Source organism: Burkholderia sp. Ed8, assembly GCF_040761425.1.
Lineage (GTDB): Bacteria > Pseudomonadota > Gammaproteobacteria > Burkholderiales > Burkholderiaceae > Burkholderia > Burkholderia seminalis.
Genome location: NZ_CP142887.1, coordinates 1 through 21,359, shown reverse-complemented (window position 1 = coordinate 21,359; position 21,359 = coordinate 1). Strand labels below are relative to the sequence as shown.

Annotated in this window: 21 protein-coding genes and 3 pseudogenes; 16 read left to right on the top strand and 8 right to left on the bottom strand. The window is 63.4% G+C overall.

Annotation, left to right across the window (positions count from 1 at the left end; genetic code table 11):
* The first annotated feature begins 136 nt into the window (after positions 1-136).
* Positions 137-781: a GAD-like domain-containing protein gene (locus VXM69_RS31625; protein WP_367190315.1), complete on the top strand. Its 645-nt coding sequence runs from the start codon at positions 137-139 to the stop codon at positions 779-781.
* 324 nt (positions 782-1,105) lie between these two features.
* Positions 1,106-1,408 carry an H-NS histone family protein gene (locus VXM69_RS31620; protein WP_367190314.1) on the top strand — a complete coding sequence of 101 codons (303 nt, stop codon included), beginning with the start codon at positions 1,106-1,108 and terminating at the stop codon, positions 1,406-1,408.
* Between the two features lie 52 nt (positions 1,409-1,460).
* Here the strand turns inward: VXM69_RS31620 and VXM69_RS31615 are convergent, their stop codons facing one another.
* Entirely contained in the window at positions 1,461-1,733 is a 273-nt protein-coding gene (locus tag VXM69_RS31615; protein ID WP_367190313.1) for a hypothetical protein, read from the bottom strand.
* Positions 1,734-2,333: 600 nt separating this feature from the next.
* Here VXM69_RS31615 and VXM69_RS31610 point away from each other — a divergent pair.
* Positions 2,334-2,720, top strand: coding sequence for an NUDIX domain-containing protein (locus tag VXM69_RS31610; protein ID WP_367190312.1), 387 nt, complete (start codon positions 2,334-2,336; stop codon positions 2,718-2,720).
* 275 nt (positions 2,721-2,995) lie between these two features.
* Here VXM69_RS31610 and VXM69_RS31605 read toward each other — a convergent pair whose 3' ends face one another.
* Positions 2,996-4,591 carry an IS66 family transposase gene (locus VXM69_RS31605; protein WP_367190311.1) on the bottom strand — a complete coding sequence of 532 codons (1,596 nt, stop codon included), beginning with the start codon at positions 4,589-4,591 and terminating at the stop codon, positions 2,996-2,998.
* A 78-nt stretch (positions 4,592-4,669) separates the two neighbouring features.
* Between VXM69_RS31605 and VXM69_RS31600 the strand changes: the two are divergent.
* The 12 genes and pseudogenes from VXM69_RS31600 to VXM69_RS31545 all read left to right on the top strand — a co-directional run.
* A pseudogene (locus VXM69_RS31600) lies at positions 4,670-4,780 on the top strand (QacE family quaternary ammonium compound efflux SMR transporter); the annotation flags it as partial.
* Between the two features lie 692 nt (positions 4,781-5,472).
* A complete protein-coding gene (locus VXM69_RS31595; protein WP_367190310.1) occupies positions 5,473-5,979 on the top strand; it encodes a hypothetical protein in 507 nt (168 codons plus the stop codon).
* Positions 5,980-6,010: 31 nt separating this feature from the next.
* Complete coding sequence (locus VXM69_RS31590) at positions 6,011-6,508, top strand: Lrp/AsnC family transcriptional regulator (protein WP_175903570.1); 498 nt, start codon at positions 6,011-6,013, stop codon at positions 6,506-6,508.
* Between the two features lie 151 nt (positions 6,509-6,659).
* Positions 6,660-7,739, top strand: a complete 1,080-nt coding sequence (locus VXM69_RS31585) for a homoserine dehydrogenase (protein WP_126225774.1) — start codon at positions 6,660-6,662, stop codon at positions 7,737-7,739.
* Entirely contained in the window at positions 7,736-9,166 is a 1,431-nt protein-coding gene (locus tag VXM69_RS31580; RefSeq protein ID WP_367190309.1) for an aldehyde dehydrogenase family protein, read from the top strand. Before VXM69_RS31585 ends, VXM69_RS31580 begins: the two co-directional genes overlap by 4 nt.
* Before the next feature lie 83 nt (positions 9,167-9,249).
* On the top strand, positions 9,250-10,047 hold the full coding sequence (locus tag VXM69_RS31575; RefSeq protein ID WP_367190308.1) for an ABC transporter ATP-binding protein: 798 nt from the start codon (positions 9,250-9,252) through the stop codon (positions 10,045-10,047).
* Positions 10,048-10,078: 31 nt separating this feature from the next.
* Positions 10,079-10,858, top strand: a complete 780-nt coding sequence (locus VXM69_RS31570) for a transporter substrate-binding domain-containing protein (RefSeq protein WP_200098395.1) — start codon at positions 10,079-10,081, stop codon at positions 10,856-10,858.
* A 71-nt stretch (positions 10,859-10,929) separates the two neighbouring features.
* Complete coding sequence (locus VXM69_RS31565) at positions 10,930-11,607, top strand: ABC transporter permease (RefSeq protein ID WP_367190307.1); 678 nt, start codon at positions 10,930-10,932, stop codon at positions 11,605-11,607.
* 13 nt (positions 11,608-11,620) lie between these two features.
* Positions 11,621-12,316, top strand: coding sequence for an ABC transporter permease subunit (locus VXM69_RS31560; protein WP_021157540.1), 696 nt, complete (start codon positions 11,621-11,623; stop codon positions 12,314-12,316).
* A gap of 43 nt (positions 12,317-12,359) precedes the next feature.
* Positions 12,360-13,529, top strand: a complete 1,170-nt coding sequence (locus VXM69_RS31555; RefSeq protein WP_175903406.1) for a PLP-dependent aspartate aminotransferase family protein — start codon at positions 12,360-12,362, stop codon at positions 13,527-13,529.
* Positions 13,530-13,633: 104 nt separating this feature from the next.
* Complete coding sequence (locus VXM69_RS31550; RefSeq protein WP_367190306.1) at positions 13,634-14,563, top strand: homocysteine S-methyltransferase family protein; 930 nt, start codon at positions 13,634-13,636, stop codon at positions 14,561-14,563.
* A complete protein-coding gene (locus tag VXM69_RS31545) occupies positions 14,560-14,997 on the top strand; it encodes an Lrp/AsnC family transcriptional regulator (RefSeq protein WP_367190305.1) in 438 nt (145 codons plus the stop codon). The genes VXM69_RS31550 and VXM69_RS31545 overlap by 4 nt, the downstream gene beginning before the upstream one ends.
* A 47-nt stretch (positions 14,998-15,044) precedes the next feature.
* On the opposite strand, the pseudogene VXM69_RS31540 reads toward VXM69_RS31545, so the two are convergent.
* From VXM69_RS31540 to VXM69_RS31525, 4 genes and pseudogenes are all read right to left on the bottom strand, one after another.
* Positions 15,045-15,602, bottom strand: a pseudogene (locus VXM69_RS31540) (aromatic alcohol reductase); the annotation flags it as partial.
* 94 nt (positions 15,603-15,696) lie between these two features.
* Positions 15,697-16,680 carry an MDR family oxidoreductase gene (locus VXM69_RS31535; RefSeq protein WP_367190304.1) on the bottom strand — a complete coding sequence of 328 codons (984 nt, stop codon included), beginning with the start codon at positions 16,678-16,680 and terminating at the stop codon, positions 15,697-15,699.
* A gap of 45 nt (positions 16,681-16,725) precedes the next feature.
* Positions 16,726-17,364 (bottom strand): TetR/AcrR family transcriptional regulator, encoded by a 639-nt coding sequence (locus VXM69_RS31530; RefSeq protein WP_059463699.1) that lies wholly within the window; start codon positions 17,362-17,364, stop codon positions 16,726-16,728.
* A gap of 239 nt (positions 17,365-17,603) precedes the next feature.
* Positions 17,604-17,795, bottom strand: a pseudogene (locus VXM69_RS31525) (transposase); the annotation flags it as partial.
* 191 nt (positions 17,796-17,986) lie between these two features.
* Between VXM69_RS31525 and VXM69_RS31520 the strand changes: the two are divergent.
* Positions 17,987-18,964, top strand: coding sequence for a LysR family transcriptional regulator (locus VXM69_RS31520; RefSeq protein ID WP_200098398.1), 978 nt, complete (start codon positions 17,987-17,989; stop codon positions 18,962-18,964).
* 21 nt (positions 18,965-18,985) lie between these two features.
* On the opposite strand, the gene VXM69_RS31515 is transcribed toward VXM69_RS31520, so the two are convergent.
* Positions 18,986-20,251, bottom strand: a complete 1,266-nt coding sequence (locus VXM69_RS31515; protein ID WP_367190303.1) for an MFS transporter — start codon at positions 20,249-20,251, stop codon at positions 18,986-18,988.
* A gap of 7 nt (positions 20,252-20,258) precedes the next feature.
* Positions 20,259-21,356, bottom strand: coding sequence for a porin (locus VXM69_RS31510; protein WP_367190302.1), 1,098 nt, complete (start codon positions 21,354-21,356; stop codon positions 20,259-20,261).
* Between the last annotated feature and the right edge of the window lie 3 nt (positions 21,357-21,359).

The following is a 21,359-nucleotide window of genomic DNA, read 5'->3' as shown; positions in this document are numbered from 1 at the left end:
CGACGGTAAGACGATTGCAACGACTATCCTGATCCGCTGCCGTTGCAGCCATCCACGCTTTCGGCGCTGGATTTCGAACGGCAAGGGGCGCGCTGATGTACGTCAAGCTAGGTCCTTGTCACGGAAAGCGAATGAGATGAGAGACGAAGATTTTGAGTTGTTTATCGAGCATTTTGGGGAGGCGACGAACCGCGTCGAAGTGCCTCAAGGCAGTTTCGAAAAATTCGACAAGAAGCTGCCTGCTCAGCTTCTGAAATACTGGTCCGAAGAAGGGTGGGCGAGCTACGCAGACGGCTTGTTCTCGATCGTGAATCCCAACGAGTACGAAGACGTACTGGATATGTGGCTAGAGGACACGATCTTCGAAGAGGTCGATAGCTACCACGTCATCGCTCGAACCGCGTTCGGAAAGTTGTATGCTTGGGGCGAGAAGACCGGGCCGAGCTTGACGGTGTCATGCCCGATGCATTCGCTTATCGCGTTGGAGAAGGATTTAAAAGGCCCGCTGAGAAATCCGGACTTTCGTGTACAGACCTTCTTTGGTGCCAAGACGCCAAGCGAATGTGATCTTAAGGACGAGGCGAAGCAGCCGCTATTCAAGCGCGCTGCAGGCAAACTTGGACCGATTGAACCGGATGAGATGTATGGCTTTGAGCCTGCCCTGATTGTCGGCGGTCAAATGAATCTCGATCATCTGAAGAAGGTCAAACTGGATGTTCACTTGACGATCCTGCGACAGCTTGCGCCGCCGAAGATACCGTTCCTTAATACTCCAATTTAAACGGGTGTGTCCATTACGAATGACGAACGCCCGGCAGCCGAATGTCGCCGGGACGAGACTAGATGACGTTGAAGTTCGATTTTATGAAGCCGGTGACACCCGATAGTCGAAAAGCTGGGGACACGAGAGTACACATTCCATTCTAGCGACGACGCCATCAATCAAAGCCGACGTTAGTATCTGTTATGTCAAATCGTTAGGATTGCGTTCGAATTGAGTGGGCATCATGGAATTGGAATCTCGGAGCGTCATTGCAATGTGGCGCGCGGATATAATGACCTGCTCTCTCTTGAGCTATCTCTCAAAGGAAACTCTTCCATATTTATGGCTACCTATCTCGAGCTGAAGGCCCAAGCAGATGCACTGGCACAGCAAGCCGAAGAAGCGCGGCTTGCTGAGCTTGACAGCGTCATCACCACGATGCGCGAACAGATCGCCGAATACGGCATCACGCCCGACCAACTCTTCGGGCGTCGTCGTTCTGCAGCGCCGCGCGCACGCGCGCCTATCGCACCGAAGTATCGTGATCCGAAGACCGGTGCCACCTGGAGCGGACGTGGGAAGGCTCCGCAGTGGATTGCTAATGCGAAGAATCGCAATCGGTTTCTGATTCCGGACACGGAATAACACCGCAGAAATTGACGTGCCGCGCCCGGCCGCTGCCGGGCCCTCGACCTCATCAGCTAGAAATCTCGTGCCGATCGTCGACGTCGTCGCGTGTGTTCGAGTTCGCTCCAGCGACGATTTCCCGATGAAGCCGAGCGGCCGCGACCGGCGAGTCGACGGTGGCATGGAGAGACGTTCCATCCCATAGCTCGACGACCCACTTGTCGCGCACGCGGCAGACACCGATCGTCCAGCCGCTGGTATGCGAATACCCGTAGTCGCTCACCACGGCCCACCCGAGCGCAACCATCGTGTCGCGCTGCTCGAGCATCGGCGCGGCAATCATGCGCGACTCCGCAGTGCGCTGGTCAGGTTCGCGTGCTTGCCGCCACGCTCGTCGATCGGACGCGTCAAGGCTTCGCCATCGCGAAAGCCGGCCACTCGAAACAGATAATCCATTCTGGTCTCCGCGCCGCATTGCAGCTGACATTGCCGTAGGCACTGTATATATATCAGGGGTGCGGACGGTTCGCAATATTCGGCCACCGGCACGGCGATCCAACTCGTAAGCGCCTCACGCCGACCGTTCGCGATCGCTCGCTCGCGGATGGCAAGCTATTGATAGCGCGTTGATGAGTACTCGGTAGACGTTGCGGAGATCAGGTTATCGCTGAGAGCGGAGCGGATCGCGTGGCCAACTTGGCGGCCACATCCCAAGGCAGCGGTTCATCGATGCAGTTGACCGATGCTCATTCATCACGTCGCGCTCGCTGATGCCTGTCTGGCGATGGGGCTGACCATCGATCTAGCGAGGGCCGAACAACGGAACCGGCGCGTCGACGAAGATCGCGATCTGTGCGGCGTCTGTTCGCGACTTGCTAGCGTAAGCAAACTCCCGCTCCACCAACACGTCCTATACTGCGAGTTTTTTGGGGAGGAGAGATCAATGCGCGCCCCGTTTCAGATCCTTGCCATTCCTTATCGTGTCGGCTGTAAAGGGTCGACGTTCGCCGCCCTCAAACGTTCTGACGATGGACATTGGCAGGGTGTCGCTGGCGGCGGAGAAGTTGGTGAAACTCCGTTCCAGGCGGCAGTCAGGGAATGCCAGGAAGAAGTCGGCGTTGGCTCACGCAGCAGGGTTCGATCGCTAAAAAGTCGGGCGTCGATCCCTGTTGAGCACTTCACCGACCGCGGACATTGGCCGACTGACATGTTTGTCATCCCCGAATATTGCTTCGGGCTGGACTGCACAGACAAGGAGCTTGTTCTATCAAGCGAACACGTGGACGTGCGTTGGGGAACATATCGAGAGATTAATGCGCTACTGCGCTGAGATTCAAACAAGACAGCTCTCTGGGAACTCAACTGTCGTGTCACCAAGGAGTAGTCTGCCCTTGCGACGGACGGTGAACGTAGATACAAACCTATCGGCCGTCGTGTTGCTCGCTGTAGACGACCCAGAATCGGTAAGTGGCTCGGCCCGACCGTTTACCCTTTCGCGCGCGCGTGAGGCATGATGGTGATGTCGTGGAGGAGTCCGTGTTGATCACGAGCGATCGTGTCCATGATCGGCGATCGTGGGCACGATCGATCTAAATCTATCCAGATCTACTTGGTTGAGAGTGTGGGCGGGGTGACGGGGTTCAGTTTGTCAGCCACGTTCCAGGGCAGCAATTCGTCGATGCGAGAGATCTTGTGATCAGCGATGTCGGTCGGGACGTATTCCAGGTAGGCACGCGGGTTGATGCCGTTGAGCTTGCACGTCCCGATCAAGCTATACATCGCGGCGGCCCGCTCGCCCCCGCTGTCGGAGCCGACGAACAGATAATTTTTGCGTCCGAGCGCGACACAGCGCAAGGCGTTTTCGGCGAGCACGTTGCTGATCTCGGCTCGACCGTCCTCGCAGTAGAACGTGAGGGCTGCCCGGTGGTTCAGCGAGTAACTGATCGCCTTGGCGAGCGCGGACTTCGTCGACAGCGTCGCGAGTTTCGCCCTGATCGTCGTTTCGAACTTCACGAGCAGCGGCTTGGTCTTTTCCTGCCTCACGCGCAGACGCTCGTTAGGCGCGTTGCCACGGATGTCGGCCTCGATACTGTAGAGCTCGCCGATCATCTCAAGCAGTTGCTGGGTATCCGGAGTCGGCGTGCGCACGTGAACATCGTAGACGTACCGCCTCGCGTGATCCCAGCATGCCGCTTCGTGGATCTCGCCGCTCGCGTACAGTTGATCGAACCCGGAGTAGGCATCGGCCTGCAGGATGCCGTGGAATGCGGCGAGACGGGTTTGAGGGGGGACGCCTTTGCGATCCGAGGAGAAGTCGAACCACACCGCAGCCGGGTCGGTCGAACCGGAGCGGCGGTCGTCGCGCACGTAGACCCAGAAGCGGCCGGTCATCGTCTTTCCGTTGCCGGGCGCGAGCACTGCGACCGGCGTATCATCGACGTGCACCTTGCCGGGGAGCAGCGCGTAGCGCTGGATCGCTTCAACGAGGGGTCCGCAGAGCTCGGTGATCTGCCCGATCCAGCGGCCCATGCTGGCGCGATCCAGCGTCACGCCGGCGCGTGCAGCGATCTCCGATTGGCGGTACAGCGGCTGGTGATCGGCGTACTTCGATACTGCAATATCGGCCAGCAGGCTCGAATGGGCGATGCTGTGCTCGATCGGCAGGCTGGGCATCGCGGTCTGTTCGATGTGACCGCACTCGGGACAGCACAGCTTGTGACGGATCGTGCGGATCACTTTGAACGCAACCGCCACGCGGGCGAGCTGCTCGGATACATCCTCGCCAAGCCGCTGCATCGTTGCCGCGCACGTGGGGCAGGCCGGATGCGGCGTGAGTTCGATTTCGTCGCGGGGCAAGTGCGGTGGCAGTGGCTCTCGCGTGGGCGCCCGACCGGGCGGCGCAGTCGACGTCTTGTCTCGCTGTCCTCGCGCCTCCGCCGCACCCTGGCCGGCGGTCAGGTCTTCGAGTTGCGCCTCGAGTTTATCGATCTGTCGTGCAAGTTTCTCGGACTTGCTCCCGAAGTACATTCGCCTGAGCTTGTCGATTTGCGCTTTCAGGCGCTCGATTTCGTCGTCTCGGGCGGCAATCTCCCGCACCATGTTCGCGATCGATGCCTGCCTTTCAAGCAGCGACGCCTGCTGCGCGAGCACCAGGGTCTGGAGCTCAGCGACGGTAGCGGGAAGCGGCGCATCTTTGGACATGCGTCGCAGTTTACGAGCCTTCGATGCGGTTTACAACATCGACAGAGCGGCGGTACGGCGCGGCTGTCGCCAGTCGATGCCCTCGAGGGCATCGTCTGGTTCCATGAGCCCGCTTTCGTCGGGCGGCTGTTCTGCATTGCTCTCGTCGTCTTGGGCATCGTGGGTTTGCAACTGCAGGAAGGCGTGTAACTCAGCGTATCGATGTAAATCAATGGAATAAGACACCCATTCATCGCCGATGCGCGTGTTCGTTCGATCGTTTACCATCAGGCCCCGGTCATCGGATATCTGAGCGCGGCAGTCGGCGCGAGTCGATATCGGCGACCGACGCCGGCCCCTTTCCTTCATGATCGCGGGCTTTCTCCGCGATCCGATGCTCAAGCAGACACCATGCTCGGCGGGGTGGCTTCCTGGTGTGAGCCCCCGTGGCCGATGGGGGATTCGCCTCGCGCCATCGGGCGCCAGCCTAGCATGTTGGCCCGCATCCGGATGTTGTCATCTTCCCGCCCGCACCTACCGAGCCCATGGTTGGATGCCAGACGTCCAGTTTCTCTCGTTATTCGACGTTTTCCGTCGAAAATGGCGGATGTTGAGATTTTTTCAGGCGCATCGGGGCGATATGATTTCTCCAGCCCCACATCGGTCGGCAAATCCATGAAGCGCGTCAGCATTACCGTGACGCGGCCCCGCAAGCATGAGAGAGTTGTATGCCGGACACGCCATTCGTCATCGTTGAACACGCCCGCAGGCGAACCGCTAGAGTTCGGGCCAGCGACGTTCCTGCCGCGTTGCAGGATGGGCCCAAGTGGGTGTGCCGGATCGTCCCGGACCACGCGCGCGCGCCCGGAGAAGGGTACCGACCCGCTGCAAGCGCGGCTGGAATGCTGGGTCGGCTGAAGCCTGCGAACGTCGTGTTGACGGACCCCGTCCCGAACGCCGACGGCTGGCTGGCGCGCTCTTCGACCGACGGGTTTGGCCGGTGTCGCGCCTATGCGCATCTCGGCGCGGACCGGATCCTCGAGATGGTCGGCATGCCGGGCGTCGGCCCCTGGCTCGACGAGCACGATACCTGGTGGCCCGGCGCATACGAACTGCCGTTGCTCGAGCAGCTGTCCGCGAACGATTCGCCCTTGCGTGACCTGTTTGGGGCGACTGTCGCAACCCATTTGTTGATGAGCCTGACCGAAGTCGACGGCACTGCTCTCGTGACCGAATCGGACGATGGCATCGAGCGTCCGTTCCGTATTCCCGCGGGGGTGGATACGATCCATTTCGCGCCCGTTTGTATCTGCGGGCCGGTGGCGCAGTGGCGCGAAACGCTCGTCACCGCGTTCGACCGTGTCCGGCATCTGGTCGGGCTCAGATCGGCCCGCCCTTTCTATCTTTGACGCAAGCACCCGTTTTCCGGCAGATCACGCCATGACCGACGCACTCGACTCCTTCGACCGCAAGATCCTGAATATCGTCCAGCGCGATTGCACTGCGACTGCCGATACCATCGCCGAACGGATCGGCCTGTCCACGTCGGCCGTGCAAAAGCGGCTGAAACGCATGCGCACCGAAAAGATCATTTCCTCGGAAATCGCCGTTGTCGATCGCGCGGCGGTCGGCAGGCCGATGACGTTCATCGCGGCGATCGAGATAGAGCGCGAAAACTACGAGACGGTTGCCAGGTTCCGCGAGTGGTCGAAGGCGCATGACGAAATCCAGCAGATCTACTACGTGACCGGTTCCGTCGACCTGATCGCGATCATCACCGCGCGCGACGTCGAGGCGTACGACCGGCTGTCCGCGCGGATCATGCAGAGCAACCCGATGATCCGCCGGATCAACACGAATGTCGTGCTGAGCGCGGTCAAGGTCGGGTTGTTCGTGCCGGTCGACAAGGACGGCGAAGATGGACCGCCGGCCACCTGACCTGCTTGCTTCGCGCGGGGACGGGCGATCCGCCCGTCCCGCATGACAAACCGCAACGGATGACTACCTGAATCGGGCAAAACGCCTAATTTGAAAATCAATTCGCATGACTAACCTGTGTCGTGTAGTCAATGAACAGGAGATGATCAAGATGGAACTCAAACTGGCACTGGTCGGTTTCGGCGGAGTCAATCAAGGACTGGTCGAACTGCTCAAAAAGAAGCGTGCGATGCTCGGTGCGGCGGGACTCGACGTATCGGTGACGATGGTCGCCGACCTGCGGCTCGGGATCGCGACGAATCCTCGCGGTATCGCGCTGGACGTCCTCGACGAAACCGCTCGGCGGGGCGTCGATGCCGAAGCGCTGCGTCGCGATCCCGGCACGCTGGTGTCGCCGGACGTCGGCCTCGGTGCGGTGCTGAAGGCCATCGCGTCTGAACACGTGGATGTCGTCATCGAGGCAACCTTCACTGATCCGAACACCGGTGAGCCCGCGCTGTCGCATTGCCGTACCGCGCTCGAATGCGGCAAGCACGTGATCACGACCAACAAGGGGCCGATCGCGCTCGCACAGCCGGCACTGGCGCGGATCGCCGCGCAGTCGGGTGCCTGCGTGATGTACGAGGGCACGGTGATGAGCGGCACGCCGGTGCTGCGGCAGCTCGCGACCTCGCTGCGCGGGTGCGACATCAACGGTTTCGCCGGCATCCTGAACGGCACGTCGAATTACGTGCTCGGTGAGGTCGAGGCCGGCGCGAGCTTCGATGCGGCGATCCGGGATGCGCAGCAGCGCGGCTATGCGGAGGCGAATCCGGCGGCCGACGTCAACGGTTCGGACGTACAGCTGAAAGTCGTCATTCTGGCCAATGCACTGTGGAATGCCGGACTCAAGCGTGGCGACGTGACGTGCCGCGGCATCGTGGAATTGACCGAGCACGACGTGCGCGCGGCGGCGGCGGAGCGCATGTCGTGGCGGTTGATCGGTTCTGCCGTCCGTCATCCGGACGGCACCGTGACCGCGAGCGTCGAACCGCGCAAGCTCCCGGCCGGCCATCCGCTGCTTGCCGCGAGCGGCGTGACGAACGCGATCACGTTCGACACCGACGTGCTCGGCGGCGTGACGATCAGCGGGCCGGGTGCCGGCCGTGAGGAAACGGCGTTCGCGATCCTCTCCGACCTGATCGAACTCGCGGACAGAATCGGCGCAGCCTCGCACGAGGTGGCGGCATGAGCGCGCGCGATGCGGTGATGACCGACTGCACGGGAGCCGGCGTGGCCGATGTCCGGTCGCCCTATGACGGCTCGATCGTCGGCCAGGTTCGACTGTCGCGAGCCGATGCGGCACCGGCCCTTGTCGAGCGCGCGCTCGACGGCGCGCGCTCGGCCGCAACCCTGCCACGCAGCCGGCGGGCCGACATCCTGTTTCGCGCGGCCGCGAGCGTGGAAGCACAGGCGGAGACATTTGCACGCACGATCGCGCTCGAAGCGGGCAAGCCGCTGCGGCAGGCCCGCAAGGAAGTCGCGCGCTGCGTGAACACGCTGCGTCTGTCGGGTGAGGAAGCGAAACGACTGGCCGGCGAGACGATCCCGTTCGACGGGTATCCCGGCTCCGAGGATCGCAGCGGCTACTACACGCTGGAGCCGCTGGGTGTGATTCTCGCGATCACGCCCTTCAACGACCCGCTGAACCTGGTGGTACACAAGCTGGGGCCGGCGCTCGCGACCGGCAATGCGGTCATCCTGAAGCCCTCGTTGCTCGCGCCGCTGTCCGCGCAGGCCCTCGTCGAGGTCTTTTGGGAAGCCGGGGCGCCGCGCGACGCGCTACAGATCGTGCACGGCGGCGCGGATATCGCGTCGGCTCTGGTGCGCGATCGGCGGATTCGGATGGTGACCTTTACCGGCGGCCCGCAGACGGGTGAAGCCATTACGCGCGATGCGGGGCTCAAGAAGGTCGCGATGGACCTCGGCGGAAATGCGCCGGTGATCGTCATGGCCGATTGCGACCTGAAGGACGCCGCCGAATCCTGCGTGTCGGGTGCGTTCTGGGCGGCGGGGCAGAACTGCATCGGCACGCAGCGGATCTTCGTCGCCGAGGCCGCATACGAGCCGTTCGTCCGGTATTTCGTCGAGCTGACCGGCAGGATGGTCGTCGGCGATCCACTGGACGATGCGACCGACATGGGGCCGATGATCGGCGAGGAACAGGCGATCCGCGTCGAACGCTGGGTCGACGAAGCGGTGTCGCGCGGTGCGACGGTGCTGACCGGCCATCGGCGGCGCGGGGCGCTGTACGAACCGACGGTGTTGGCGGATGTGCCGCACGACGCGCGCGTATGGACCGACGAGGTGTTCGCGCCGGTCGTGACGATCGAGAAATTCACCGACCTGCAGCAGGCGCTCGACGCGGCCAACGCGTCGGAGAGCTCCCTGCATGCTGGCGTGTTCACCAGCCGGCTGGAGGTGGCGCTCGGCGCGGCCGAGCGACTCCAGGCGGGCGGCGTGATGATCAACGATTCGTCCGATTACCGCTTCGACGGCATGCCGTTCGGCGGATTCAAGCATGGGTCGCTGGGCCGCGAAGGCGTTCGGTTCGCGATGACGGAAATGACGCAGCCGAAGGTGGTCTGCTTCAGGCGCAACCGGCGGCTGTCGAGCTGATGCGCAGGCGCCGGCGCCTGGCGGGCCGGCGCGGCGCGAACCGGAGCAGTGTGGTGAGCAACGTATCGAAGAAGGAGTCGAGGATGCCAGCAGCAATTCCTGCATGCAAACCGGCGGCGGACGCGCTGGTGGTCGAGGATATTCACAAATCATTCGGCGGTGTCGAGGTGCTGAAGGGCATCTCGCTGACCGCGAGGAATCACGAGGTCGTGTCGATCCTCGGCAGCAGCGGGTCGGGCAAGAGTACGTTCCTCAGGTGCATCAACTTGCTGGAAATGCCCGACCGTGGCCGGATCTGCGTGAACGGCGAAACGCTCGCGCTGAAGCCGGCGGGCCGCGACGGCGCGCTGGTCGCGGCCGACGCTCAGCAGGTGATGCGCGTGCGCCGCAAGCTCGCGATGGTGTTCCAGCAGTTCAATCTCTGGGCGCACATGACCGTGCTGCAGAACGTGATGTTCGTGCCGGCGCGCGTGCTCGGCGTGCCGAAGCGCGGCGCACGCGACAAGGCGATCGCGATGCTCGAACGGGTCGGGCTCGCCGGCAAGTGCGAACACTATCCGAATCAGTTGTCGGGCGGCCAGCAGCAGCGCGTCGCGATTGCACGTGCACTCGCGACCGACCCCGACGTGATGCTGTTCGACGAGCCGACGTCCGCGCTCGATCCCGAGCTCGTCGGCGAAGTATTGAAGGTGATGCGCTCGCTGGCCGATGAGGGACGCACGATGCTCGTCGTCACGCACGAGATGGGATTTGCGCGCGAAGTCGCGAATCGCGTCGTGTTCGTCCATCAGGGACGAATCGAGGAAGACGGCAGTCCCGATGAGGTGTTCGCGAGCCAGAAATCGCCGCGTTTCCAGAAGTTTCTGTCCAGCATCATCTGATGCGGATTCGTTGTCAACGGGAGAGGAAACCATGAAGAAGCTGCTTCAGTCGCTGTGCGTGGGCGCGGCATTGCTCGGATCGGTCGCGCATGCCGAGCAGGTCGTGCGGATCGGTACGCTCGCCGATTACGCGCCGTTCGAATACAAGGATGCATCCGGCAAGCTGCAGGGCATGGAGATCGACATCGGCAAGAAGATGTGCGACACGATGAAGGTCAAGTGCCAGTGGGTGACGATGGATTTCGACGCGCTGATTCCGGCGCTCAAGGCGAAACAGATCGATGCGGTGCTCGCGCAGATGTCGAAGACGCCGGAGCGCGAGCAGTCGGTGGACTTCACGCGTATTTTCACGACGGCACCCGTGCAACTCGTCGCGAAGCAGGGCTCGGGCATCACGGACAACGCCGCCACGCTGCGTGGCAAGACGATCGGCGTTCAGACGGCGTCGACGCACGAATCCTATCTGCGCCGCCGCCTGCCGGCGAGCAAGTCGGGGATCAACGTGAAGGTCTATCAGACGCTCGACGAGGCCTGGCTCGATCTCGAGGCCGGGCGCGTCGATGCGGTATTCGCCGACAACACGGTCGCGTACGACTGGCTGACGAAGGCCGGCAGGAAGGAGGGCTTCGACTTCGTCGGCAAGCCGATCGCCGATGCGGAGATCTTCGGCGACGGTACGGCGATCGCGGTACGCAAGGGCGACGCGCCGCTGAAGGCGCTGTTCGACAAGGGTATCGCGCAAGTACAAGCGGATGGCACGTTCGCCGCAGCCAACAAGCGCTATTTCCCGTTCAGCATCGCGCCGCAATAATCGCGCATCGGGACCGCGCGGTCGCCGGATGGCGGCCTGCGCGATCCGGGCTCACAAGGAGCGATTTTACGATGAACATCTTGGTGAACTACGGCGCGCAGATCGCGGCTGGCGCGCTCGTCACGCTGGAGCTCGCAGTCGCCGCGCTGTGCGTCGGCATGCTGCTCGGCATCGCCGGCGCATCGGCAAAGCTGTCGAGCCTGGGGTGGCTCAGACATGCGACCTATGCGTTGACCAATTTCCTGCGCGGCATTCCCGAGTTCCTGATCCTGCTGATCTGCTACTTCGGGCTGTCGCATCTGCTCAACGCGCAATTCGATGGCGCCATCGTCATCAGCCCGTTTTCCGCCGGCGTGATCGCGCTCGCCGTGGTGTTCGGCGCCTACGCGTCGGAGATGTTCCGCGGCGCGTTCATCGCGGTGCCGGCCGGACAGATCGAGGCGGCGCGCGCGTATGGAATGACACGCCTGCAGACACTGTGGCATGTGCGCCTGCCGCAGGCGTGGCGCATCTGCCTGCCGAGCCTGAACAACATGTGGCAGAACCTGCTGAAGGACACCTCGCTGGTGTCGATCGTCGGGCTCGAGGACATGCTGCGCAAGGCCAACATCGCCGCGCAGTTCACCAAGCAGCCATTCGTCTTCTACGTGACGGTCGGCATCGTCTATTTCGGCTTTCTCGCCGCATCCAACCCCGTGTTCGCGTGGCTCGAGCGCATCGCGGGCCGCGGTTACGCAAAACGCACCTGAGGAGGGCCATGCGATGAACGACTTTCTTTCCCTCATCGTGCAGTCCGGTCCGGATATCGCGCGCGGCATATGGATCACGCTCGAACTGCTGGTGCTGTCGTGCACGCTTGCATTCGCGCTCGCGGTGCCGCTGGCTGTCGCGCGCACGTCGGCACGCCCGTGGCTGTCGACACCGAGCCGTCTGTTCATGTCGGTGTTTCGCGGCACACCGCTGCTGGTGCAGATTTTCGTGCTGTATTACGGGCTCGCGCAGTTCTCGGTCGTGCGTGCGTCGCCTCTGTGGCTGCTGGTCGGCGGATCGTTCTCATGCGCGTTGTGCGCGCTGACGCTCAATCTCGCGGCCTACATGGCGGAAGACATCCGGGGCGGGATCGCGGGCGTCCCCGCCGGCGAGAAGGAAGCCGCGCTCGCGTTCGGAATGAGCCGCTTCATGCTCACCTGGTTCGTGATCGTGCCGCGCGCGATCGGCATCGTCGCACCAACGCTCGGCAACGAGATCGTGCTGCAACTGAAGTCGACCGCGCTGGCCAGCACGATCACCGTGCTCGACCTGACCGGTGTCGCGCGCCGCATCTCCATCGAAACCTATACGACCGACGCGCTGATGCTGGCCGGCATCGTGTACGTCGGTATCACCGCGGTACTTTCGACCGTGCTCAAACGTGTCGAAGGACTCTTGAATCGCCATCTGGGCAGCGCGCGTGCGTGACGGACGCTGCATAACGCGACACTACGAACGATCCGAGGACGACATGGGATACAAGCTTGAAACGCTGGCGCTGGCTGCGGACCGCGACGTGACCGACGAGAAGTCGGTCGCGCCGGCGATTCACTATTCGGCGGTGTTCAAGGCAGCCGGCAGCGAGGAGTTTGCGGAGATGTCGAGCGTGCCGCAGCATCCGCGCAACTACACCCGCTACGGCAATCCGGTTCACGAGCGCGTAAAGGCGGTCATGGCGGAGCTCGAAGGCACCGAGACCGCGCTCGTCACCGCATCCGGAATGGGCGCGATCGCGACCGCGATCCTCAGTGTCGTGAAGGCCGGCGATCACGTCGTCGGCCAGACGCGTCATTACATGAGCACCACGAAAATGCTCGACGACATGCTGCGCCGGTTCGGCGTCGAGGTGACGTTCGTCGACCAGACCGACGTGGGCGCGTTCGATCGTGCGATCCGGCCGAACACGCGGCTGATCGTGCTCGAGTCGCCGGTCAATCCGCTGCTGCTCGTGACCGACATCGCCGCGGTGACGGAAATCGCAAGGGCGCGCGGCATCCTGACGCTCGCGGACAACACGTTCGCATCGCCGGTCAACCAGCAGCCGCACCGGCTCGGTGTCGACATCGTCGTGCATAGCGCGACCAAGTATCTGGGCGGCCATCACGACCTGACCGGCGGCGTGATCTGTACGAGCCGCGTGCTCGCCGAGCAGATCTGGCATACGCACATCACGCTCGGCTCCGTGCTGTCCCCGATGGACGCGTGGCTGCTGCTGCGCGGGCTGCGCACCCTGCCGATGCGGGTCGAGCGGATCAACGCGAACGCTCAGGCGCTCGCCGAATTCCTGGAAGCGCACGCGAAGATCGAGCGCGTGTTCTATCCGGGCCTGCGCAGCCATCCGCAGCATGGGCTGGCGTGCCGGCAGATGCGCGGTTTTGGCGGCGTGGTTGCGTTCGGTGTACGCGGAAGCTACGGCGAAGCACAGCGCTTTGTCGAGGCGCTGCGCTTGCCGCTGAATGCGGGCAATCTGGGTGGCGTCGATTCGCTCGCGATTCATACGGCATCCATGTGGGCCGGCACGATGTCGGCGGAGCAAATGCGTGCTGCCGACATTCCGCTCAATTTCATCCGCTATTCGGTCGGCATCGAGCACATCGACGACCTGAAAAGCGATATCGCGCAAGCATTGGAGCAGATCTGACACGGACCAGCGCGCACGCTCGATCGACGACTCGCGCGCGTCGCGCCGACCTTTGAATCGATTCGGGCACGAGATGCGCGGATTGCAACGACGGAGCACGGACTATGCATGACATCACAGTACTCGACGGCGGCATGGGGCGCGAACTGGCGCGGATGGGGGCGCCGTTCAGGCAGCCGGAGTGGTCGGCACTCGCGCTGATGGAAGCGCCGCATTACGTCGGCCTTGCGCACGACGCATTCGTCGCGGCGGGTGCCGACGTGATCACCGCGAACAGCTATGCGGTCGTGCCGTTCCATATCGGCGACGAGCGGTTCCGTCGCGACGGAGCCGCGCTCGCGGCCCTTGCCGGGCAACTCGCGCGGCAAGCGGCGGACCGTGCAGGGCGGCCCGTGCGCGTAGCAGGATCGCTTCCGCCGACGGGCGGCTCCTACCGCCCCGACCTGTTCGACGCGGCGCGCGCCGATGCCATCTTGGCGACGCTCGTCGATGGGCTTGATCCGTACGTCGACCTTTGGCTGGCCGAGACGCAGAGCCTGACCGACGAGATCGGCGCGGTTCGGCGGGCGCTGGGTGAGAATCCGAAGCCGCTCTGGGTCTCGTTCACGCTGCGCGATGACGTCGAAGCAGGCGCCACGCCGGTATTGCGATCGGGGCAGACGCTCGACGAAGCGATCGACGCCGCCGTGTCCGCGCGCGCGACCGCGCTGCTGTTCAATTGCAGCCAGCCGGAGACGATGGGTGCGGCGATCGAGACGGTGCAGCGCAAGCTTGCGCGAACGGGGACGTCGCTCGTGATCGGTGCCTATGCGAACGCGTTTCCGCCTCAGCGCGCCGATGCGCGTGCGAACGAGGAACTCCACGGCTTGCGCGGCGACATCGATCCGCCCGGCTATGCAAGATGGGCGGAGCAGTGGCTTGCGCTGGGCGCGCAGATCGTCGGCGGATGCTGCGGAATCGGCCCCGACCACATCGCGGCATTACGCGACGCGGTCGATGCACGCGGTGCCCGGCATACCGGGTTCGGCGAATGAAGATCGACGGCCTGGACCAGAAGATAATCGACGCGTTGTGTGCCGATGCGCGGATTCCGCTCGCGGTGCTGGCCGACAGGATCGGTCTGTCCAGGCAGGCGGTCCGGAACCGGATCGACCGGCTCGAAGCGCTGAACATCATTTCAGGCTATACGGTGCGGCTCGCATTGCCCGACGATGTCGTGCCGGTGCGCGCCGTGATGCTTGTGTATCGCAAGGACCGGATGCGCGGCGCGGACGTGCTGGCCGCACTCGAGCGGATCGCCGAGGTGCGCGATTGCGCGGTCCTCAGCGGCGAGGTCGATTTGCTGGTGCAGATAGAGGCGTCCACGCACGAGCGCATCAGCGATATCTGGGCGACGATCAGTGCGATGGATGGTGTGCAGAATATGACGACCAGCTTCGTGCTCGATTCGGTCGTTCATAAGCGGTGACCAGCACTCCTGAGAGCGTCGAGATGTGAGCCAGGTTGGATTTGCGATTACTCGCTGCGGCCCGAAATAAGGTTTGCATTGGTCCACGATGTCACGTCGGTGACCGGAATGGCGTGGTGTTGATTGAACGTCCCACTCTTGTCCCATGCGCCCCCCCGTCCTAAAGCAAACGCCGCACGATACTTCCGCCTCATGTTGTGCCGGTCGCGCGCCAGCTCATCGAACAAATACTGCACGGTCCACTCCGAACGACAGAAAGGGCGGCCGAGGGCCGCTTGCAGCTTGTCTGCGACCTCCCCGTCAGTCACGGTGTCGCCGGCCAGATAGACGATCTCGTTCCGGATGCGGGGTTTGGCAAACACGATCGCGGCAGTCAGCGCTCCGATATCCTCGGGCGTTGTCAGCGTCACGGCGGTGTCGAGGCTGCCCAGCGCGTGGACTGCGTCGTTTTGAAGATCAATGGCACCGAAGTCCGGTTCGAACAGGTAGACCGTGGACATGCCGGTCGAGATGATGACTCACTCGGTCTCGTGCTGACTGCGCAGCAACTCGCGCACGTCCAGCTGGGCATCGAAGATGTCCTGCGGACTGCCGCGACCGATCACCGCGTCCGCGTCATCGGCTTGATCTCGGCAAGAACTGGTTTCACCTCGTCGGCATCGATGAACGACGTGGGGCGACCGAGTACTGTTGCTGGATTCATGCGCCGACATCCACGACGATGCGCCCGCGCACCTTGCCGCCGATCAGTTCTTCGGCGAGCGGGATGACATCCCCGAGGCCGACCTGGTGGCTGATCGTGCCGAGCTTCTCCACATCGAGGTCGGATGCGAGCCGGCGCCATGCTTCCAGCCGGTCGGCGCGCGGGCACATCACACTGTCGATGCCGACGAGCGTCACGCCACGAAGGATGAACGGCGCGACGGTGGCCGGGAAGTCCATGCCGGCGGCCAAGCCGCAGGCCGTCACTACGCCGCGATAGCGCGTGGCCGCGCACACGTTGGCGAGGACGTGGCTGCCGGCCACGTCGACGGCGCCGGCCCAGCGTTCCTTGCCGAGCGGCTTGCCGGGTGCGCTGAATTGACCGCGATCCAGGATCTCCGCCGCACCGAGTTGCCGCAGGTAGTCGGCATCGGCCGGGCGGCCCGTCACGGCGACGACGCGATACCCGAGCCGCGCGAGGAGGGCCGTCGCGACGCTGCCCACGCCGCCGGCCGCGCCCGTCACCACGATCTCGCCGTCGCCAGGGCGCACCCCGTGCCGTTCCAGCGCCATCACGCACAGCATCGCGGTGTAGCCGGCCGTGCCGATGGCCATGGCCTGTTGCGGCGAAAACGCGGACGGCAACGGCACCAGCCAGTCGCCGTCGACCCGCGCCTTCTGCGCGAGGCCGCCCCAGTGCGTTTCGCCGACGCCCCAGCCGTTGAGCACGACCTGATCGCCGGCGCGGTAATCCGGGTGCGTGCTCGCTTCGACTTCGCCCACGAGGTCGATGCCCGGCACCATCGGGAACTTGCGCACGACCGGGCTCTTGCCGGTGATCGCCAGCCCGTCCTTGTAGTTCAGCGTCGAATAGCCCACGCGGATCGTCACGTTGCCGGCGGGCAACTGCGCGTCGTCCAGCGTGTGCAGCCGTGCGTGCTGGCCGGTTTCGTCCTTGTCGATCACGATGCCCTGGAACATGCGTCCTCCTTTCTAGACTGATCGTCTAATTAATCGTAAAAAAATTCAGCGGCGAGGCAATCCATTGAAGAAAAACTGCGCGAACAGCGCGAGCGGCCCGTCGCTGCGTTCGAGCTTCGCGCGCAGCACCGCACCTTCCCAGCCGATCCAGAAGAACGCGGCCAGCGCGGCGGGGTCGGCGGACTCCGCCAGTTCGCCCGCCTGCTGCGCGGCGTCCAGGCATTCGGTCAGACGGCGCTGCCAGTCTTCGAACGTCGCGCGCAGACGGGCGCGGAAGCTTTCCGGTAGCGTGCCCATTTCCTGGCCGAGGTTGCCGATCAGGCAGCCGCGGTTGTACGCATGGCGGGCCATACCGTCGCGGGCGTCGTCGACGAACGCGCGCACGCGCGCTAGTGGCGAGCGGTCCAGCTGGCTGAAATGGCGGTCGAGCTTGCGGGCGAAGAACTCGGCGTAGTGGTCGATCAGTTCGAGACCGAACGCTTCCTTGCTGTCGAAGTAGTGATAGAAGGAGCCCTTCGGCACGCCGGCGCGCCCAAGGATCTCGTCGAGCCCGGTGGCGGAAAAGCCTTTTTCGGTGAGGATCTCGAGCCCGGTGCGCAACAGCATGTCGCGCGTGGCGACGAGGTCTTCGTGCTGCTTCGGGGGCCTGCCGCGGCGGCGAGGCGGATCAGTTCGAACGTCCATGTTCGAATAATAGACCATTCGTCTCAAAAATCAACCGTTCGTATGTCTGACCTGACGTTTCGTGTAGCCAATTGCTAACAAACCTGCTGGAAAACGCAATCGATCATGGGCGACCCGGAGCGGACGTCGTAATAACGACGCACGGGCTCGACGGCACGGTACAGCTGTCGGTATTTTGCAGGCCGTTGAAATACCTCTCAGCCTGACGCCTTTCCCCTACCGCCATTCGAAGCAGCCACGTCCAGTAGCCGATCCCGGTTCTTGATGAACACCGAGTGATTCCATACCGTTTCCTCGATCGGCAGGCCGACGAACCAACGGAACAGCAGGTTGTACGAGATCTGCTCAGCCAGTTGCCGCTCGCTACGGATGCTGTACAGCACTTGCAGCAACATCGCCCGCACCAGCTTCTCAGGCGCGATGCTCGGTCGGCTAGAGGTGGTCTCGCTGTCCGGATTTGCTAGATCACTCTATCGACGCGTTTTACCATGAGGGGCTTTTACCGATGCCGCCATTTTAATGGCCCTATTAGACTGCGGCTTACTTCGGTCCGCCGCGAGACTCCGTAGCGCGGCCATCGGTCTGGCTAATCACATCGTTTCGGGCACGCCATCCTTCTTCCATGACACCGTTACATCATCGACTGAAGCTGCGACACGTCGCGATTATTATCGAGGTCGCCCGCCAAGGCAGCCTGCTCAAAGCGGCGGATGTGCTTTCGGTTAGCCAGTCGGCGGTGTCGAAATCGCTGGCGGAAACGGAATCCATCATCGGTGCGCAGTTGTTCGAGCGCACGCCGTCCGGCATGCGTGCGACGTCATTCGGCCAGGTGCTGGTCCGTCACGGCCATCTGATTCTGGGAGACGTTCAGCGCGCGCAGGAAGAACTGGAAGCGCTTCTCAACGGCGATACCGGTGCGATCTCTGTCGGTGTATTCCTGCCGCTCGGCTGGTGGGGCGCGCTTGCCGATTGCGTCAATGCGTTTCGCGCGGCGTTCCCTCGTGTACGCGTGTCGTTACGCGAGGATGCGATGGAAAATATGATCGAACGCCTCGATCAGGACACGCTGGACGTCGTCATCGGGCGACTTGCAAGCGGACACTTCAGCGACAACTATCAGGCTGCGAAACTGCGCGACGACCATCCCTGCTTCGTTGCCCGCAAGGAGCATCGTCTTCTGGACGGGCCCGCCACGCTTGAAAATCTGCTGGATTTTCCGCTGATATTGCCCGCGCAGCCCAACATCGTTCGCCAACAGTTGGAGTTCGCGGTACGGGAAATGGGGATGCGCGTGAAAGCCGACATCGTTTCATCGCACATCTCCCACCTCATGCTCAGGACCGTTGGGGAAAGCGATGCGCTGCTGCTTGTGCCGGGATGCGTATCGACCGATCTGGCCGACTCCTACGGTCTGCGTCCCGTCGACTGCCGATTGCCTTTTCACCTGGGGCCGCTCGTTGCCGTCACGAGGGCCGACAAGCCGCCGACGCCCGCGCTCGCCCAGTTCATGAAGGTGGTTCTGGCCAAGCTCGGCCTGGACCGCGAATCGGCATCGCAAAGCGATGCGGACCAGGATGCCGCCCGGCACATCCGTGACTGACGGCGCGGCCAACGGAGTTCGTTAGCGCGGAAAGGGCGCGCCCCGCCTTTTGAGCATCGCGAGCAAGACGAATAGCGCAATCATCGGCATCGTCGCCCATCCGAGGATGGTCAGCGCATTGCAACCGCGGGCAAGCAACGCACCTACGACGGCTGGCCCGATCACGGAGCCGGCTCGCCCGCATGCGGCGGCATATCCGATGCCGGCCGTACGCAATTCGGTGGGATAGATGCGCACGGCAAGCGCGGCTTGTCCAACGCAGATGGCTCCCGTCGCGGCGCCGATGCCGGCGACGAACAGCAGCGCGGCCACTTCGCCGTGGAGTCCGCCCAATGTCAGCCCCGCCACGCACGCAATGCCGAGAGCCGTCAGCGACATAAGCACCGTTTCCTCGGCTATGCGCCCGGCCGACGCAACCAGCGCGACACTGCCAACCATGCCGCCCGCCGACGCTGCCATCGCGCCAAGCGCTGCCGTGGCGGGCGCGAATCCGAAAGATACGAGGAAGGTCGGAATCCAGAACAGTAACGCATAGGCAAGGAGAAAGCCCAGGCATGCAAGAGCGAAGAGGAGATAGCTCGATAGCGTGTACGGCGTACGCACCATCGCTCGCAGAAACGGTTGCCCATCTGCGCGGCCGTTGCAGACGACGGTCGCAGCGCGCGTGGCGGGCATCGCATTCGGCGGATCCCGCAGCAGCACGTGCGCAGCGCGCAAGAGCAGCAACGGCAGGATACCCCCGACGATGAAGATGGCCTGCCAGCCGAAATGCGCAATCAGGAGCGCTGCCATGCCGCCACCGATGGCGCCTCCCGCCGAAATCCCCGTCGCCACGGCGGCCGCCACCGCGGAGCGGCGGCCCGCGCTCGCGTGCCCGGTGGCGCCCGCAATGGTGGCGGGCACCGCGAGACCGAGAAACAGCGCCGTCAGGAGCCGCAGCACGGACATTTCCACGATCGATCCCGCAGCGGCACTCGCCAGCGAAAGCAGCGCGAAGCCGATCATCGATGCGGTCACGAGCCGATGGCGGCCGAACCGGGTGACCGCTCGCCCGCTCAGCAGATAGCCGATCACCGCGCCGAGGCTCGTCATCATGAACGCGGGAGTCAGTGCAGCAGGCGGAAGGCTCCATCTTGCGGCGACCGTCGGGGCCACGTACGAGATCGCGGCGGTATCGAAACCGTCGACAGCCATGATCGAAAAGGCCGTGATGCCGGCGAGCCACGTTCTGCGCGGACCGCGGATGTTATCCGTGGCGCCTGGCGATGCGGAAAGAGGGTGGGTCATGTCAGGCTCAGAAGGCGTGTTGAATGCTTAGCGCAGCGGACGTTTGCACGGCGGAACCGGACGGCTCGGCCAGTGTGGAGTTGATGCGAGCCAACGCACTGCGCCCGGAGGCGCGCTGCCATGCGAGTGTCGCGTAGACGGACGTGCGCTTCGACAGGTTGTATGTCAGCGTTCCGGCCAGCTGGTTCGCGTGGTTGTTGTCGAGCGGTGCATTGCCGCCCATGTACGTGTAGGTGCCGGCGATGTTCCAGAACGGCGAAATTGCGTAGCTGATGCTCGTGTCCACGCTGTCGATCTGCGCCCCGGTGCTCGTGTCGCGCGAAACGGTGCCGAGCAGCGCGACCTGGGTGCGCCCGAACCGGTAGCGTCCGCCGATGCCGGTATTTCGGATGCCCGCGTTGCCGTGCTCGATGAGCGGCGAGCGGGCGTACGTATACGCTGCGCCGATGCTGCCGTTCGCAAACTGATAAGCCACGCTGAAGCTCGAACCGCTCGAATTCGCGAATTGCCCTGGCACGCCGCCGAAGCTGTACATCGCGCCGAACGTCCATCCGTCGAAGGGCATGCTCTTGAATTTCACCGTGTTGTTGAGGGCTTCTCCGTTGAGTCGGTCGAAGTCGTACGCCTGCCGGACGACGTAAGGCACGCCGAAGGAGGCGAACGGCCCCATGTGCGCGCCCCAGATGCCCTGATAGAACGCACCGGAGTACTGCTGGAGCGTGAGCGTATCGAACATGAAGTCCCGCTGTTGTCCGAAGGTCAGCGTGCCGTATGGAGTTACGAGGCCGACATACGATTCGCGCGAGAACAGGCTGCCCGACGCGCCCAGTACGGCGCCGTTGTTCATGCCGAATAGCGTGCCGAGCATGAACAGCGATTTGTATCCGCCGCCCAGGTCTTCCTGGCCGCTGAATATCAGCGAGTTCGGGCGTAGCACCCCGGCCGGCAGTGCGTAGACGCTCGAATGGCCGCCCACGTTGCTGGTGTACGCAACGCCCTCGCCGAGCACACCGGAGATCGACACGCTGCTTTGCGCAACGGCGGGCGGTATCCATCCGATACTCAACGCAAATGCTGCATAGCGGAAGTGAACGGTTCGAAACATGGG